21 protein-coding genes are annotated in these 16,319 nt (G+C 42.5%); 11 read left to right on the top strand and 10 right to left on the bottom strand.

What is annotated here, in order from left to right; all coding sequences use genetic code 11:
• Positions 1-4: 4 nt before the first annotated feature.
• Positions 5-1,330 (bottom strand): sodium:alanine symporter family protein, encoded by a 1,326-nt coding sequence (locus JW872_01705; protein ID MBN1549355.1) that lies wholly within the window; start codon positions 1,328-1,330, stop codon positions 5-7.
• Positions 1,331-1,449: 119 nt separating this feature from the next.
• On the opposite strand from JW872_01705, the gene ruvX reads away from it, so the two are divergent.
• The 3 genes from ruvX (at position 1,450) to tsaB (ending at position 2,874) form a co-directional block, all read left to right on the top strand.
• Positions 1,450-1,848, top strand: a complete 399-nt coding sequence (gene ruvX / locus JW872_01700; protein ID MBN1549354.1) for a Holliday junction resolvase RuvX — start codon at positions 1,450-1,452, stop codon at positions 1,846-1,848.
• Positions 1,849-2,041: 193 nt separating this feature from the next.
• The gene (locus tag JW872_01695; GenBank protein ID MBN1549353.1) at positions 2,042-2,221 is read left to right on the top strand and encodes a hypothetical protein; all 180 of its coding nucleotides are present in this window, start codon (positions 2,042-2,044) and stop codon (positions 2,219-2,221) included.
• Positions 2,218-2,874 (top strand): tRNA (adenosine(37)-N6)-threonylcarbamoyltransferase complex dimerization subunit type 1 TsaB, encoded by a 657-nt coding sequence (gene tsaB, locus JW872_01690; GenBank protein ID MBN1549352.1) that lies wholly within the window; start codon positions 2,218-2,220, stop codon positions 2,872-2,874. Before JW872_01695 ends, tsaB begins: the two co-directional genes overlap by 4 nt.
• On the opposite strand, the gene JW872_01685 is transcribed toward tsaB, so the two are convergent.
• On the bottom strand, positions 2,860-3,594 hold the full coding sequence (locus tag JW872_01685) for an RsmE family RNA methyltransferase (GenBank protein MBN1549351.1): 735 nt from the start codon (positions 3,592-3,594) through the stop codon (positions 2,860-2,862). The genes tsaB and JW872_01685 overlap by 15 nt on opposite strands.
• A 19-nt stretch (positions 3,595-3,613) precedes the next feature.
• Positions 3,614-4,273, bottom strand: a complete 660-nt coding sequence (locus tag JW872_01680; GenBank protein MBN1549350.1) for a hypothetical protein — start codon at positions 4,271-4,273, stop codon at positions 3,614-3,616.
• 60 nt (positions 4,274-4,333) lie between these two features.
• Between JW872_01680 and JW872_01675 the strand changes: the two genes are divergently transcribed.
• The gene (locus JW872_01675) at positions 4,334-5,887 is read left to right on the top strand and encodes a 2,3-bisphosphoglycerate-independent phosphoglycerate mutase (GenBank protein ID MBN1549349.1); all 1,554 of its coding nucleotides are present in this window, start codon (positions 4,334-4,336) and stop codon (positions 5,885-5,887) included.
• Positions 5,884-6,615, top strand: a complete 732-nt coding sequence (locus JW872_01670) for a hypothetical protein (GenBank protein MBN1549348.1) — start codon at positions 5,884-5,886, stop codon at positions 6,613-6,615. Before JW872_01675 ends, JW872_01670 begins: the two co-directional genes overlap by 4 nt.
• 9 nt (positions 6,616-6,624) lie before the next feature.
• Here the strand turns inward: JW872_01670 and JW872_01665 are convergent, their stop codons facing one another.
• From JW872_01665 to JW872_01645, 5 genes are all read right to left on the bottom strand, one after another.
• Positions 6,625-7,197 (bottom strand): GNAT family N-acetyltransferase, encoded by a 573-nt coding sequence (locus JW872_01665; protein ID MBN1549347.1) that lies wholly within the window; start codon positions 7,195-7,197, stop codon positions 6,625-6,627.
• A 2-nt stretch (positions 7,198-7,199) separates the two neighbouring features.
• The gene (gene truA / locus JW872_01660; protein ID MBN1549346.1) at positions 7,200-7,949 is read right to left on the bottom strand and encodes a tRNA pseudouridine(38-40) synthase TruA; all 750 of its coding nucleotides are present in this window, start codon (positions 7,947-7,949) and stop codon (positions 7,200-7,202) included.
• Between the two features lie 70 nt (positions 7,950-8,019).
• Entirely contained in the window at positions 8,020-8,310 is a 291-nt protein-coding gene (locus tag JW872_01655; protein ID MBN1549345.1) for a 30S ribosomal protein S18, read from the bottom strand.
• 17 nt (positions 8,311-8,327) lie between these two features.
• Positions 8,328-8,816 (bottom strand): 30S ribosomal protein S6, encoded by a 489-nt coding sequence (gene rpsF, locus JW872_01650; protein MBN1549344.1) that lies wholly within the window; start codon positions 8,814-8,816, stop codon positions 8,328-8,330.
• Between the two features lie 169 nt (positions 8,817-8,985).
• Complete coding sequence (locus JW872_01645) at positions 8,986-9,660, bottom strand: helix-turn-helix domain-containing protein (GenBank protein MBN1549343.1); 675 nt, start codon at positions 9,658-9,660, stop codon at positions 8,986-8,988.
• A gap of 109 nt (positions 9,661-9,769) precedes the next feature.
• Here JW872_01645 and JW872_01640 point away from each other — a divergent pair, with 109 nt between their 5' ends.
• From JW872_01640 to JW872_01620, 5 genes are all read left to right on the top strand, one after another.
• The gene (locus JW872_01640; GenBank protein ID MBN1549342.1) at positions 9,770-10,459 is read left to right on the top strand and encodes a ribonuclease HII; all 690 of its coding nucleotides are present in this window, start codon (positions 9,770-9,772) and stop codon (positions 10,457-10,459) included.
• Positions 10,431-11,039, top strand: coding sequence for a hypothetical protein (locus JW872_01635; protein MBN1549341.1), 609 nt, complete (start codon positions 10,431-10,433; stop codon positions 11,037-11,039). Before JW872_01640 ends, JW872_01635 begins: the two co-directional genes overlap by 29 nt.
• An 83-nt stretch (positions 11,040-11,122) precedes the next feature.
• Entirely contained in the window at positions 11,123-12,007 is an 885-nt protein-coding gene (gene prmC, locus JW872_01630; GenBank protein MBN1549340.1) for a peptide chain release factor N(5)-glutamine methyltransferase, read from the top strand.
• 3 nt (positions 12,008-12,010) lie between these two features.
• Positions 12,011-12,724, top strand: coding sequence for a hypothetical protein (locus JW872_01625; protein MBN1549339.1), 714 nt, complete (start codon positions 12,011-12,013; stop codon positions 12,722-12,724).
• Between the two features lie 36 nt (positions 12,725-12,760).
• On the top strand, positions 12,761-13,357 hold the full coding sequence (locus tag JW872_01620) for a PilN domain-containing protein (protein MBN1549338.1): 597 nt from the start codon (positions 12,761-12,763) through the stop codon (positions 13,355-13,357).
• Here JW872_01620 and JW872_01615 read toward each other — a convergent pair.
• The gene (locus tag JW872_01615) at positions 13,332-13,823 is read right to left on the bottom strand and encodes a hypothetical protein (protein ID MBN1549337.1); all 492 of its coding nucleotides are present in this window, start codon (positions 13,821-13,823) and stop codon (positions 13,332-13,334) included. The genes JW872_01620 and JW872_01615 overlap by 26 nt on opposite strands.
• 130 nt (positions 13,824-13,953) lie before the next feature.
• Here JW872_01615 and mutL point away from each other — a divergent pair, with 130 nt between their 5' ends.
• Entirely contained in the window at positions 13,954-15,726 is a 1,773-nt protein-coding gene (mutL, locus tag JW872_01610; protein MBN1549336.1) for a DNA mismatch repair endonuclease MutL, read from the top strand.
• On the opposite strand, the gene JW872_01605 is transcribed toward mutL, so the two are convergent.
• On the bottom strand, positions 15,727-16,230 hold the full coding sequence (locus JW872_01605) for a hypothetical protein (protein MBN1549335.1): 504 nt from the start codon (positions 16,228-16,230) through the stop codon (positions 15,727-15,729).
• Between the last annotated feature and the right edge of the window lie 89 nt (positions 16,231-16,319).

The raw sequence follows: 16,319 nt of genomic DNA, 5'->3' as shown, positions 1-16,319 counted from the left end.
AAAATTACTTTCCTTTGTATGCAAGAACATCACGACGAATCATTGGTAGAAGCCACAAGATTCCATACATATTCATCACAATGAGACATGCGTTGATGATGTCACCTGAATTCCAGATAATATCAACTTTTGCCACAGCGCCAACCAAGGCAACCGATGGGAAAATAATATTAAATAACCACAAATGTTTATTTTTGGTAAGGAATAACCATGACATACGCGCAGCATAGCTATATGCAACAAGCACACCTATACCGAAGGTTACTGCAAGAAAGGTAACAATCCATCCGCCAGCAGTACCAAAGACTGTCTCAAATGCAGCGCTTGTTAATGGAGTACTAGTGAGACCACTATTCCATACTCCACTTGCCACAATAATCCATGCCAGCAGAAAGCACACAAGATTTGCACTAATAAACGTACCCAACATTGCCATAAAACCATTATCTACTGGTCGCTTCCCGCCGGAAGCACCGAAGAATACAGCAGCCGTGCCAAGCCCGGCTTCACTTGAATTTATGGTACGGGCAACACCAAACCTCATTGCCTGCTGAATTGTATAACCAATCGCACCACCAGTGAACGCCTTGATAGACAAACCACTCTTAATAATAAGCAAAAGAGCGGGAATTAAGGTTGTGTAATGATAGCCAAACACGATAAATGCAGAAATAAAAAAGAGAGCTACTTTAATTGGCGTAATCGCTTCGGATAAAATCACAATACGATGTGCACCACCCAACAATGCATATAGTACAAATAAAAAGAGAGCCACAGCTACATACCATGGAGAAATACCAAAAGCACGATCTAAACTTAAACTGACTGAGTTAGCCTGCATTGCATTACCACTCACCATACCGATGAGAAAGAAGAAAATCGCAAACACATTTGCGAGAATTACACCACCTGGAACTTTCTTCAGATAAATGAATGGGCCACCGAATGTTTCACCGGCATCTTTTGCATTAAATACGGTACCAAGATATGCCTCAGAAAAACGAAGTCCCATGGCCAGAAAACCAAAAACAAAGATCCATAGTGCAGCTCCAGGACCACCGGAGTAAATAGCCGTTGCAACGCCCGCAAGGCTTCCGTTTCCGATACTTGAACTCAGTGCATTCACAAATGCCTGGAATGGAGTCATATCTGATTTAGTTGATGCATCCGAAGATGGAGCAAAGGTCACACGCCAGGCATGGAAAAAATACCTAAACTGTACAAAGCGCAACGCAACCATCAAAACAAGACACGCGATGAGCACAAAAGCAACCATCGGCCATCCCCAAACTACTTCCCCTATTTTCAGGATTGCCGCATTAATATCCATGCGTATGACTCCTCATAGTAATGAAATAATGCACACACCAGTGTGCGAGCAAATAAAGGTGAGTATACTATATTTAAGTGAAATGAATATGAAAAGCATCTTAACGATAAGGAAAATCCATGAAATGTGCCGCTCTTGACGTAGGAGATGTGTGGACTGGCATAGCAATTTCAGATAGGCTTCGGATGATTGCTCAACCCCACACAACTGTTACTACTGCTGATCTGGAATCATACCTCAAAAAATTAATTATCGACGAAGACATTTCGACAATTGTCGTTGGCCTACCAAAGACATTACGCGGCACCGAAAGCGAACAAACAAAAAAAACCATTACCTACAAAGAACATCTTGAAAAAATATTTCCTACTATAATTTGGACTTTTTGGGACGAACGACTCTCAAGCAAACAAGCATCAGTCGTGCAACGACAAGCAAAACAACGCGATAAAAAAAGGTCTCATGCCATCGCCGCCGCCGTTGTTTTACAATCATATCTTGAATCGCAACGTTTATAGCGCAACACAAAAATATATCCAGTGTGTACACAACTCAGCCACTCCATGAACCCTTATTGACAATAAGATCATTTGTTTAATAGAGTGATAAGAGGTACCAACATATTGCATCGTACGTGAAAATAATGTAGTGAAGTCACACGCTACCAAGACGAACACGAATCAATATGGAGAGTTAAAAGGGAGAGAGGCAATGAAATGCACAAAATGTTCAGGGCTTATGGTGCTGCAGTCTTTCTTTGATCATTTTCTAAATTTCACCGGGTGGAAATGCTTAAATTGTGGTAAGATCATTGCAAAGAAGGAGCGGACAATTGAGTCCGATGCGTTTAGCATCTTTTATCAACAACAAAAAGTGAAGAATACTAAGTGAACTATCTTGCTCTGACAAACACCTATGAGACAATCGATATTGCGCTGTACAGAGCCGATCATCTTATAACAAGACTGTCATTACCAAAAAAACAAGCAAGTAAGCTACTCGCACAAACTATTAAAGACACTCTTGGTGTTGCATTACTAACATTACAGGACCTTTCATATATAGTAGTAAATCAAGGGCCTGGTCCTTTTACTACACTGCGTGTAGTTATTGCAACAGTTAATGGCATCTCTTTTGCGAGCAAAGTTCCACTTCTTGGCATTGACGGCCTTGATGCACTATTACATGAAGCACGCATACTACAGCGTCCTGTCATTGCTTTGCTTAACGCATTCAATCATGATGTGTATTTTGCAATTCAAGATCATGAAGAACTGATCAAAGGGTATCGCAATATCACTGCTCTCTTAAATGAGGTGCTAATGCGTTATCCAAAAGCATCTCTATCATTTATCGGTAATGGCGCACATATAAATAAGGAAATAATACAAACTATATTAGGCAATCATGCACAATTTCCTGATGCTCCCGAACACTGCTCAGTAGCAACAATTGGAGAGTTGAGTCTTACACAAAGAAAAGATAAAAGTGCATTTGTAGCCCAAATTAAACCACTCTATTTAAAGCAATCAACGAGTTCGTAAGAGAGCCCGCACTACACCAATGCCAAGACTACATGCCTGAGATGAGCGAAGGACTGTTGGCGTTAATGCACATAACACATATCCTGCATCCACACTGCGCTGTCGCTCCTCGGTTGTTAATGCCCCTTCAGGACCAATCATACAGACAACATGCTGAACATGAACCGCGCGAATATCACTCATAACATCCCACAACATTCGTCCATCCGGATCAAAAAGAATCCGTTTCGCTACGTTGTTCAACTGTAACAATTCCTCAAGCATGGCCACTTCGCTAAAATGTGGCAACGCGAAATGTTTCGACTGCTCTGCCGCAGCAATCATAATACGCTCCAGTCGCTGTCGAGTTGATAATCGCAATTCTTGTTGTGATTTAGCTGTAATAATCAATTGAATATCATTAACACCAAGTTCGACTAATGAGTATATTGTCTGCTCAAGGGCTTCTCTTTTTAATAAGGGAACAACCGCAGTAACCTTTGGTGTATAAACTATATGTTCACGTAGTTTTTCTGGCGCAATCGTAAGTGTTCGCTTAACCAATTTAATAATGCGACATCGTACAGAATGAGAAGCATTAAAGAGAATAAAATGTTCGTCTGGATGCAATCTTACAACCGTAATAATACGTCGCACAAGTATAGGGTCATCGAGCACTGTTTCTTCTTTGGGAAGTGGCCCTTGTGTATAAAACGCAAATTCATGTCCACAATCTAACATATCTCTCCTTCATGCCTTGCTACGCCCTATGCCACCATTGGCGAATATTGGCGTATACATTATAGAGAAATCCTGCAACACGAAGTTGCATCATTTTATACCACGGCAATTCTGTTTGAAGTGGTTGTGAATTTTCATCAAAATATGCATCAAGTAACCCATTGAGATCAATACCCAGCTCCTGGTCTTCAAGCGCATCAATCGATGACTCGACTATCGGTTCGTTTTGTTGTGTTAACAAATTATTCATGTCTTCACGGACACATAAGACAGCTAATAAAACCATATAACCGACTGGAATTGTAAATGATGTTCCATCCTGAAGAATGGCTTGATTGTCTTTCAACTCTGTTGCAAGAACGATTGCCCGGACTGTTTGCAGTTGCATCAAGCGCGCAAGCGGAAACATAACCATCTCTTCTTCAGTAATAGTATCGAGTTTTATTGGCATACCAGAAGCCAACCGTCCGCAGTCAAATTTTGCTGCAGGCAGCTCAGGATGGGCTTGGAAAAACAACATCTGTTGCATAGGATCATCAGTCGCAAGCTCTTTAGTTTTGCATAAAACAAAATATAAATCGCATGCGTCAGGCTGAATAGGCGTCTCATCACCCGCATGACCAGTAGAAAAAAAAGAGAAAGACAGTACTATACAGAGCAACACACGAGAGAATGACATAGAGTTCCTTGTTGAAATAAGAAAGATTTGGCTACCGCGCCAGTATAAAGGATAACTCATATGAAGACAACGAAGCCCCACTTGCTGGTCATCCTTGATGGATTTGGGTTTAGCCCTTCTGCAGAGTATAATGCGGCGCACTATGCTCATACTCCAACTCTTGATTCCTGGCTCCTCACATACCCGCATACTCTTCTTGATGCCGCGGGAACCAGCGTAGGTCTACTTCCTGGAACGATTGGTAATTCTGAGGTAGGACATCTTACAATTGGAACCGGACGTACCATACCTAGCGCAATCTTAAGCCTGCATAAAGCAATGGATGATGGCACCCTCTTCAAGCACCCTCTCCTTCTAGATCGGCTTCAGCGAATCCAGGATAACGTTCAAGAATCGTTTCTGGATACTCCTGCAACACGTCTCCACAATACCAAAGCCCGTGTACATTTGATGGGGCTCCTATCGGATGCCGGTGTACATAGTCATGAACAGCACCTGTATGCATTGATCAAGATGCTTTCTGAAATGGACATCCGTACCATTGTGCATGCCTTTCTTGACGGACGAGATGTCCCGCCTAAATCCGCAGAGAAAGCCCTCACTAGACTGGAAAAAGAATGCAAGCGCGCCAAAAGCTGTGTCATCGGCTCGATTCATGGGCGTTACTATGCCATGGATCGAGATGCTAACTGGGATCGGATCGAAAAAAGCTACCGCGCTCTTACACAACCAGAAACCCCTCGACCATGGAAAGAAATACTTAAGGAACAATATCATAAAAAGATTTTTGATGAATTTATTTTCCCAGCACAGGTTACAAAGAACTGCACTATCCAAGACGGAGATGGCATCATCTTTTTCAACGTGCGCCCTGATCGTGCACGACAACTTACGCGTTGTTTTGTGCTTCCAGAAACTATTCCCTTTGCAAAGGAATATCAACTCGCATGGTTCATTACACCAACTGAATATGATGCAACACTTGAAACCGACATTTTGCTACCGTCTCATCCAATCAAACATACTCTAAAAGAAATATTGGCGGCACACGGTAAGACAATCTTTACCATTGCTGAAACGGAAAAGTACGCACATGTCACCTACTTTTTCAATGGAGGGAAAGAGGCAACGTTAGCCACAGAAACACGAGCACTGATCCCATCACTGAAGACAAAAACATATATTGAACATCCCGAAATGTCTGCACGAGCAATCACAGATGCAGTCATTAATTCACTTGAAACTGATCCAAAAGATTTCTATGTCATCAACTATGCAAACGCTGACATGGTCGGTCATTCCGGAGATTTTGAAGCAACAAAAAAAGCAGTCGAATGTCTCGACCGCGAGCTAAAAAAACTATACGCAGTTGTCCATAAACTCAATGGTGTTATGTACGTTACAGCAGATCACGGCAATGCAGAGGACATGCTTGACAATGCGACTGGACAGCCCAAGACAGCACACACCAATAATAAGGTACCATTTATTGAGATAAATAATGGAAAACACGACCGCAAACTTCCATTGAAAGAGCTAGCTGATATTGCACCATTTATTTTGCATGAGATGGGACTACCCGTTCCCAAAGAAATGAAAAGGAAAAATACATGACAAAGCTTCTATATGATAAGGAAATGCAATTACTAGATTGTACAGCCTGCGTGGTAGATGTTATTCCTGATGAAGCGGACCCACAACGCTTCAAAGTCATTCTTGATCAGACTATTTTTTATCCTCAGGGCGGTGGACAACCATATGATCAAGGAACAATACAAAATGCATCATCATCCTTCAATGTAGGAGAAGTGAGATTCTCGGATGGAACGGTCTACCATATAGGAACATTTACTGGTAATCCATTTTCGGCCGGAGATACAGTCAAATGTCTGGTAGATGGTGAAAGAAGAAGCTTGCACAGCAGGCTTCATTCAGCTGGCCATCTTCTTGATATGGCCATGAACTCCGTGCAACTTCCTTGGATCCCTACCAAAGCCTATCACTTCCCACAGGGCCCTTATGTAGAATACGAAGGGAGCCTCGGAGGAGTAAATGTCGATGCCCTTAAAAAGGATCTTGAATCTGCTTGCGAGAACTATATTAATCAACAAATACCTACGACAATACTATTTGTTCCAAAAGATCAGTTAACACAATATTGTTCCTCGGTTCCAGACTATATTCCCGTTGATAAGCCCACACGGGTCGTATTGTACGGAAAATTTGGAGTACCATGCGGGGGAACACATGTAAAAAATACATCCGAGATTGGAACAATTACAATCAGAAAGCTCAAAGAAAAAAAGGGCCAGATAAGAATTTCTTATGATATCTCGGAATAATTTCCGTCATTACTCTTTAAATGTATCCGGCTTGACTTCAAAATAGACAAAGCCTTCATTTTTCCACACCACTTTGAAACCAACACGTTTATACAACGCTTGTGCTGATTTGTTATCTGTACGTGTTAAGAGCTGTACAACGCGTGCACCCTTTTCGAATAATGCTTTACATGCATATCTCAAAAGTTGCTCCCCAAACCGATTACCACGCTGTGGTGAGTCAACGGCAAGAAAGAGAACCTTACCTTTAAAAAAGGTTTCCATAAGATAACCAACAAACCCAACTGGTTGATCCTCCACAAGAAAAACTTTTAAGGTTAGCTTTCCGAAATCTTTTGGATCTTGAGTTCGTGAGCGATGATCTAGCATAAATTCAGGAGAATATTCATCCCGACCATGTGTCAACAACCAGTACCAATTCTCGTCAAACAAATGAAGCACAAAATCACGATCCCTTGCATCAACATAATCTGCAATCGGCGAACGTTTTATGACTTCTTGCGACGTATGATATGAGATGCCCCATATACATAAACCTGCTGCTACTGCACTTATGAGAAGTACCTTTATTTTTTTATGCATGCTTATTCCTCGTACACAATTGAGTGCAACATCAAGCCCTGTGCCGGAGCATTCGGTAAAATTTGATTCGGATCTTTTTCAGCTAGCGCCCGGTGAATATCATCAGTTGACAGGTGTTCATGCGTTGCAACATGCACAGCAGCCCCTACAAGCCGGCGGACCATGTGATGTAAAAACGAATGACCTTTTACAATAATACGATACCCCTGCACTGCATCAAGTTGTTCAATTTCGATGCTATCTATTGTCTTCACGGTACTCTCATAATCTTCACCGGTGGAAATAAATGAACGGAAATCATGTTCACCAATGAATACCTGAAGCGCATCATGCAATTTTTTTTTATTCAGAGGAAGTCGCACATACCAACCATATCGAACAAAGAACGGTACGGGCCGTTCAGTGAAAACATGGTACCAATATGTTTTTTGTTTCACATTATGACATGGATGAAATGACGCATCGACCTGTTGTATATCTCTAATCACCATTGCCTCAGGAAGCCGATTGTTCCACGCGTCCATAAGCCTATACGAATCAATCTCCAAGTCTGTTTGTAGGCGCACGACTTGCCCCAAAGCATGGACACCTGCATCAGTACGCGATGCTCCAAAAAGACGACAAGGCACATTGAATGTTGCTTGAAACGTTTCTGCTAATGCTCCGTAGATAGATGGGTATCCTTGTTGCTCCTGCCATCCATGATAATTGGCACCATCATAAGCAACAGTTAGCTTGTAGGTGTGACGCATGCGTTTTCCTCACAAAAAAGGCCTGCCAATCAGCAAGCCTTTTTATCTTAGTTTTTGTTCCAAAACGATATTAGAACCGTGCCGCACAATATGGCAAGAGTGCCATGGAACGTGCTTGTTTAATCACGCTGCTCAACCGACGTTGATGGAAGCAGCAAGTTCCAGAAATTCGTGACGGTAAAATCTTACCACGTTCAGTAAGGAAGCCCCTCAAAAAATGGCTGCTCTTATAGTCAATCAAGTGTTCTTGATCGACACTGCCACAAAAACGGCAATGCTTTTTACGTGAGAAGCCGTTCTTTCTGCGGACCTTCTTATTTAATAAACGGGAACTAATCTTTAATTTCGCTTTTTTTGACATCGTTCTTTCCTTATAGCCTATTCACTATCTTCGTCTTCTGAAAAACGTTCATCAGCCTGTCCTTGCTCAGACGAAGCCGCTTCTGCTGATTCGCGTGTCTTGGAAAGAAGACGATCCACCTTGCCTGTTTTCAAGAAGGTTTCTGCTTCACGTCCTGGAGTTTCTTCAAGAGACTCAGGACGGTGATATGCCAATGAAGCATTGATATCAAGCTTCGCTGTCATAAAACGCATCACCTTATCGTTAAATTTAATGGAAAGGAGAGAGCGGATGGTATCCAAAAGATCCTTACGGACAGCTTCGTCTACTTCAAAACGAACGAGTCCATAGATCCCATAATCTTTGCGCTGGACTGGATATGCAAGCTTATACTTGCCCCATCGTTCACAAGAGAGCTGGATCCCTTTGGCATCTCTAATCGCCTTATCAAAGGCTGACTCGATCGCCTGAAATTCATCCTGTGTTAGTTCTGGAATAGTTAAGAAAAGCGTTTCATAACGCACCATAGATGTGACTCCTAATACTAAGTGGAATTTGCCTAACGGCAGTATAAAACCCACCATGGTTTTATTTAGTACATGTGAAAATTCTACCAGAATGCCCGTTTTTTACTAGCATCCCAATAGAATCTCTTTCTAAATGTCTGGATTATGGCTGAACTGCCCAAATACCAGCTTAGATAAATTTTTGAATTCGCTGAACAACTCGACCAATAATTCTGAAATGGTCCTTACCCCTAACCAAGGCGATAGGAGCAACCTTTTGATTGACCGATTCAAGCACAATAAAATCGTCCGTATAAGTCACCCGCATGATCCCCTTTACTGGAGTATCGTTTCCATACTCAACTGCCGCAATATCACCTGAGCGAGTCCACACTTCTGGAGATATCACAATCATATCACCCTTGATTGCAAACGGGGAAAGGGAATTATTTTCCATGCTTAGAGCAAACATTGAACTATCACTAGCATTTAATAAAGGAACAAAGACATCCTTGAATCCTGTCGTAATCTGCATCAATTGGTTATTATACGGAGATGGATTTGAAGGAATTTCTCCCATAACCGGTACAACCTGTACCCTGAGTTCTATATCAGATCGATCAGGCAAGCTCACATTACTATCAATATTATCCGTACGCTTGCGACGCTGTGCAAAAAGCTCGATAGGGCTCAATTCAAAAGCATTTGCTAATTTTCTGAGAGAATCTTCATTCCAGCGACGAGTACCATTTTTGATATGTGTGAGGTAACTCTCTGACATCCCGGTTTTTTCTGCAAGAATCTTGGTAGTCCAGCCCTTTTCTCGGAGCAACTCTTTGACCCGCAATTCTGTCGACCTTGACATCATCCAACTCCTTCTGCCATGTTTACCTGCAACCCGTTTAGGGTGGGCATATTTTCGATATTTCTAATAGTACACCGGCACCTTCCAGTGTCAAATGGGAACATACTCCATGAAAAACATAAACCACAATCAATTTCCCCTGAAAGATTCCTTTGAAATGGATGCCTGGAAGGCAGGTAATATGGTCTGTGGAGTCGACGAAGTAGGCCGCGGATGTCTCGCAGGATCCGTACTCACCGCCGCAGTAGTTTTACATCCTCATGCCTCTCACCCCAATCTCAAAGATTCGAAACTTTTAGACGCGGCAACCCGCCAAGAAACTGCCGTCTGGATCCGCCAACACAGTTGGTATGGATTCGGCTGGGGCAGCGCTCTAACTATTGATCGCTTGAATATTTATCAAACAACACTTATTGCCATGAAACGAGCGATTCTGCAGGCGGTAACACAATGCGGCATTGACCGTATCACAGGCATACTTGTCGACGCAATGCCCCTTACCTTTAGCCACACTTTTCCGCATGTAGCCATTCATTCTGCACCTCGCGGAGAGCATTGGTCACGCTCTATCGCAGCCGCATCAATTCTGGCCAAAGTCTATCGAGATGACCATATGAAACGTCTCGCCCGCTCTATTCCTGGGTATACATTAGGAGGACATAAGGGATACGCAACACCACATCACTGCCAGGCCGTTGTTGATCATGGGGCCTCGTGTATTCACCGTATGTCATTTTTGCAGACCATCTTGCAGCATTCAAAGGAATCTGATGAAAGAAACCAAGCACGCATTTGCTGAGATTATTGATAGCTCACTCCAAGGTTTTACTGCTCAAAGCTGGAAATGGGATTCGTTCCCCGCATTCGGATCATTGGTAACCGTAGCATCAAATAAACGAATTCTGTTTGGAATCGTACACCAAGTACAAACAGGATCGATGGATCCAACACGTTATCCCTTTCCATATCAAAAAACAGAAGAGGAACTGCTGAAGGAGCAACCACAGATTTTTGAATTTCTGAAAACGACATTTTCGTGCCTCTTGATCGGATATAAAGAAAAAGAAGCATTCTATTATATGGTGAGCCCAGAACCAGCAAAGATTCATGCATTTGTTACGCCAGCAACAGACACCGACTATCGCATGTTAGCGGCAAAAACAACATATCTACACATGCTTTTTGGCGCCGGAGGCATACTCTTTAACCTTGACGAGTTGCTATTAGCACTCTTACAACATCTCAGCACTCGCCACTTACTAACACCCGCTCATATTAGTTCATTCTTCGATCAATTTTCACTATTAACCGGGAATGATTATCGCAGAACGAAACTCTTTGCACATCGCGCACAATCATTACTGCCCCAGCAGCTCTAATCATCTTACGTGTCACAAAAAATCTTCCCTTCACATGCCGAACATCTATACACTATTACAATATCAAACTGTGGGGAGGCTTCATGGAATGTCTGCACGATCTCGTCAAAACTATCGAGAGACAATTGCAAGAACGATACAAAGATACGGCATCACGGCAACAAGCTGCGTGGTGGCTTCTGGCACGCGTTACTGGAAAAACCAAAGGGGAGCTGTTGGTTAATGCCACTGTTACGCTCTTACCAGAACAACATAACCTATTAAAACAACTTATTCATGATCATGTTGAGCTCCATAGACCACTACAGTACATCATGGGAACCGTTCCATTTTGGGAGCTTGAAATCTATGTAGAGCCACCAATCCTCATCCCACGACCAGAAACTGAAGAATGGGTCATTGGCTTAGTAGAACAATTACTCACCCTTGAGCAGAAACATCTTGCTATTCTAGATATCGGCACTGGTACAGGATGTATCAGCGTCAGCCTAGCACATGCATTACCTGAAGCCACCATATGGGCATCCGATATCTCGTCACAGGCTCTTGCCCTCAGTAAAAAAAATGCACGACATAATCATGTCAATAATATACAACTTATCCACTCAGATACCTTTTCATCCATTCCTAAAGGACAAAAATTTGACCTGATCGTTTCTAATCCTCCATACATTTCTGAACAAGAGTGGAGCACTCTTGATCCGTCAGTCACTGAATGGGAGGATCATAAAGCATTACGCGCCGATGATAAAGGTTTAAAAATTATTAAAGAAATCATTAATGGAGCACACGCACACCTCAAACCAAATGACGAAATGAAACAGCGAGGAATACCGCAAATGGTTATTGAATTTGGGTACAAACAAGGACCTGCTGTACACCAACTAGCTCAGCAGGCAGGCTTTCATAATGTGCGCTTGTATAAGGATATGTCAGGGAACGATAGAATCGTGTATGCGGAGTTATAAACCGTGCTTAATTTTATTCCACGAGTTACTAAAGATATTGTCGGGGTCAATATTACACCAAGGACTATCACACTCAGTTGGATAGCGCCAAGTAAACAGGGGCCCGCACCGTATGATATTAAGGCGTTGAAACAACTTCTTATCGAAACTCGCCCAGAAGCAACTTTGCGCATCTTTAACCCCACGAGACTCGATACACTTATCACCACCTTCCTTGAGAAACATAACCTAAAAAACGCATGTATTATCTTTGCTCTATCTGGCAAAGGAGTCATTGAAAAACAAGCCATGATGAAAAAACCGGTCGCTGACTTAGAAGCCTTTGAGCAAAAACTCTTCAATGAACCAGGATTTGCTGACACGCATTCTAATCAGATGGTATGGAATTATTACTGCTTACAGGATACCAAGGAACATCATGAGGCCCCATGGTACTTTTGTGGCATGTCACAGGAGTTGTTATTTCAGTATCAGTTGCTTGCAATTCGCTGCAAACTTAACTTGATTCATATAACCACATCAACCATGGCACTTCTACAAGCACATTTGCACTTGAAGGAATTAAGAAAAGGAAATCCTGAGGCACAAAAAATAACCATCTTAGGAAACTTGAATATGAATGGCCACAAGCGCACCACTACGCAGCATGATCATGCTGCGCTTGCAGAAGGATTTGGCCTATATCTTTTAGGGAAACAAACATACGAGATGCATTAATATGTCGGGTGTAGTATTGTAGGGGAAGGTCTTGTTATGATGTACGGAACCATGACGCAAAAAAAGAAGCTAGAAAACTCAATTAATTTCATTAATCCAGTTCCACCAAAAAAACAAAGGGCTATTGTTGTATGGATGTATACCTCAATGATTTCTCTCTTTGGAATTCTTGCAGTTATGTCACACACCTATCTTGAGAAACAACGAGATGTACGTAGATTACACGCAGATATTACCGTTCTTAAACAACAAGTATCTGGGTTCGAGGATAGCGCACAAAATAAGCGCACGTTAATCGAACAAAAAGAATCGCTCACCAAAGAGTTTGCTGAACTAAAACAAGTTATGCGATCGTGGATTCCTTTTACGGTTGTATACGGCCTCGCTCCGATCTTGCCCCATGATGTCAGGCTCACTCAAGTGAGCATTACAGAAACATCACTCAGTATTGAAGGCATTTCCCGCGACGTCTATGCACTCAACGCATTTACCGAAAAATTGGATACTATTCCCTCGGTGAAAAAAGCACACCTTGCCTCACTAGCATCACGTGAGACCGATACTGGCGACCTAACAACACAATTTTGTGTTAAAGCAATCGTCGAGCCTACTGAAGCACAGCTTCAATGGTAATCTCAGTTATAGGACTCTCTTTAACTTGTACCTTCTGCTCTGACACTTTTTCAATAGAATAGATACCCGCTGGGAGAATACGTTTTTGTGAAATTGGTTTAACACGAACAGCTTTATCAAGAACTTCAACATCAAGATACGGCCCAACCGTACGCTCTGCTTTCGTCAATTCGAGACCCTGCAATTTGTTTTTCAATTTATCTAGGTTAGGTAGCGCGGGGAACATGTATGTAGTTCTGCATACCCATTCTTGCATCTGTTCGTTCAACTGCACTTCATGGAGGCAAGGGAATACTCGATCTTGATTACCTGTATCTGGATTAGCATGCAAAAAATACACTTGCACCTGGAGCGTGAGGCCTGTGTTGTTTTTTATTTTTAAAACATTCACAACTTTTTGAGATTCATTCTTTGATACAATGGTACCCACACATAATAATCCTACAATCCATAGTATGCGTTTCATATGCAACTCCTTTCTTGTTTTCTACAGTGTAAAAAATGAAACGAGCGAAAAACAAGACTACTGACTCCCCATTTAAAACTAAGCATGCTATCATTTATGCACATATCTTATTTTAAAAAGCAAAAAGATTATGGCACGAATACGACAACTTCCACCACACGAAGCACATAAAATTGCGGCTGGCGAAGTCGCAGAACGCCCTGCCAATGTCCTAAAAGAATTACTTGAGAATGCTCTCGATGCAAAAGCGACCAGCATCACAGTGCATATAGAAGAGGCTGGGAAAAAACTCATTCGCGTCGTAGATAACGGCCATGGCATGCACCGTGACGATGCGCAGGAATGCTTCAAACACCATGCAACCAGTAAAATAATGTCGATTGCCGATTTACCCACTATCGCTACTTACGGTTTTCGTGGTGAAGCGCTTTCAAGTATTGCCGCTGTTAGCACTATCATTCTGAAAACAAAAGAACCTGATACACATGAAGGCACCCATGTTAATCTGAATGCAGGAGTAGTTGATAATGTTACCATCGGCGCATGTGAAACAGGAACCGACATTGCCGTACAGAAGCTTTTTTATAATGTTCCAGCGCGACACAAATTTCTGAAGATAGACGCAACCGAGTGGCGACATATGCTAACACTCTTTCAGGCATACGCATTAGCACATCCACCATTAAGTTTCAAACTTACCCACAATGGAACGGTCATCAATATTTGTCCTGCTACAACATCCATACAAGAGCGCGCACAGCAGGTACTTGATACATCGATTGCACCACACCTTATTCCGCTTCAGCCAACAACGAACCAAGATGGAACACTAACGGGTGTCATTTCATCACATCACTACGCACGATATGATCGCAATGCTATCTATCTGTTTGTGAACAAACGATGGATCAAAAATCTGGGCATCTCACGTGCATTATTAAAAGGCTATCTGAATGTTCTTCAGCCTGGGCGTTATCCTGCAGCATGCATTTGCTTAGATCTTCCGCCACAAACTATTGATGTTAACATCCACCCACGTAAGGAAGAAATCAAATTGCTTCATCCAAAACGCATCGAATCCATGGTCACGCATGCAGTTACACAAGCTTTAGAGATGCAGCTTTCAGAACAACTTAAAAAAACCACAACAGTTGCAAAGGTCACATTTAACTTTGATGAGCATCCATTTCGCCCTCACATAAACTACACTGCTGGATCAGAACATACACCACCACCCCTCACATTCCGTCATGTACCACGAGTATCACAGACACACATTCAGACAATTAGCGAACAACCACAACAAAAAATTGATACAGAGCCAACATGGCAGGTACTCGGCCAAGCGCACAAAACATACATCATCCTGGAACACGAAGAGGGAATCTATCTTTTGGACCAGCATGCTGCACACGAACGCATTTTATATGAACAGTTCGCACAACGCTTTGGATCCGTAGCAACGGTACAGTTGCTATTTCCGACACATGTCACCCTGCCACCAGACGATTGCATCCTACTGATGACTTATCAATCATTATTACATCATCACGGCATTATCATTGATCATCTAAGTAGTAATCAGATTGTGGTAACAGCAACACCAGTACACGCAAAATCGCTCAACTATACTGAATTACTTAAAATATTTGTAAGTTGGATTCACGAGCATAAGGATCTTGATCCTGAAGGTTTAAATAAGATCATCAATGAAAAATTGCATGCTCAAATGGCATGCAAGGCTGCGATAAAAGCAGGAGATGAGTTGACGCATAACCACATGCAGCAACTCGTAAATGATCTTAATAAGACCAGCAACAGGTTCTCTTGTCCGCACGGCCGTCCGACAGGATGGCTCCTCACCACACACGATATAGAAAAGAAATTCAAACGCAGACTCTAATTACTTAGTGGTCCGTTCAAACTCGCTATGCTCTAACGGTGTAGCTCGGTAGTTTCGAGCGTCCTTGAGATACCCCTGAAGCTGATCGATTTGTTTGTTCAAAGATGCAATCATAACACCATGTCGAGATGCGTTGTGTTGTCGGAAGGTCTCAACCTTGTCCTGTAAAAATGCAATCTCTGTCTCTAATTTTTGTTCTATTTCGTCCCAGCGGCCTTCTTCGGCAAGCACAGGCAAGCCAAGCTTAACCGCACGACCATACGTCCAGTAATGAGGATATTGGGACCATCCAAGACCCCACCATCGTTCACCCCACCAGACACGCTGGCGTTGAGGCTCTTGAGCTCGGTATGATTCAGGAGCTTTATAGACATACCAGCCACGACACGGCCGTCTCCAACCATAATCATGGCTATACCTTTTCGAGCGCTGGTAGCTGGCTGCTTCCAGCCCCCCCCCTACTATGATCATGAGGAATAAACCCAAAGTGTTTATCCGATTCATGGAATCCCCTGACCTAGTATTTCAAGCAACAGACTCTTCAATTATCAGAGTACATAATCACAGAGCACAAAATCAAGAGTTAAAGCATC

This window comes from Candidatus Babeliales bacterium (assembly GCA_016929235.1).
GTDB lineage: Bacteria > Babelota > Babeliae > Babelales > JABCYS01 > JAFGJD01.
Note: the sequence above shows the minus strand (reverse complement) of the source record. Positions and strands in the feature narration are given on the sequence as shown.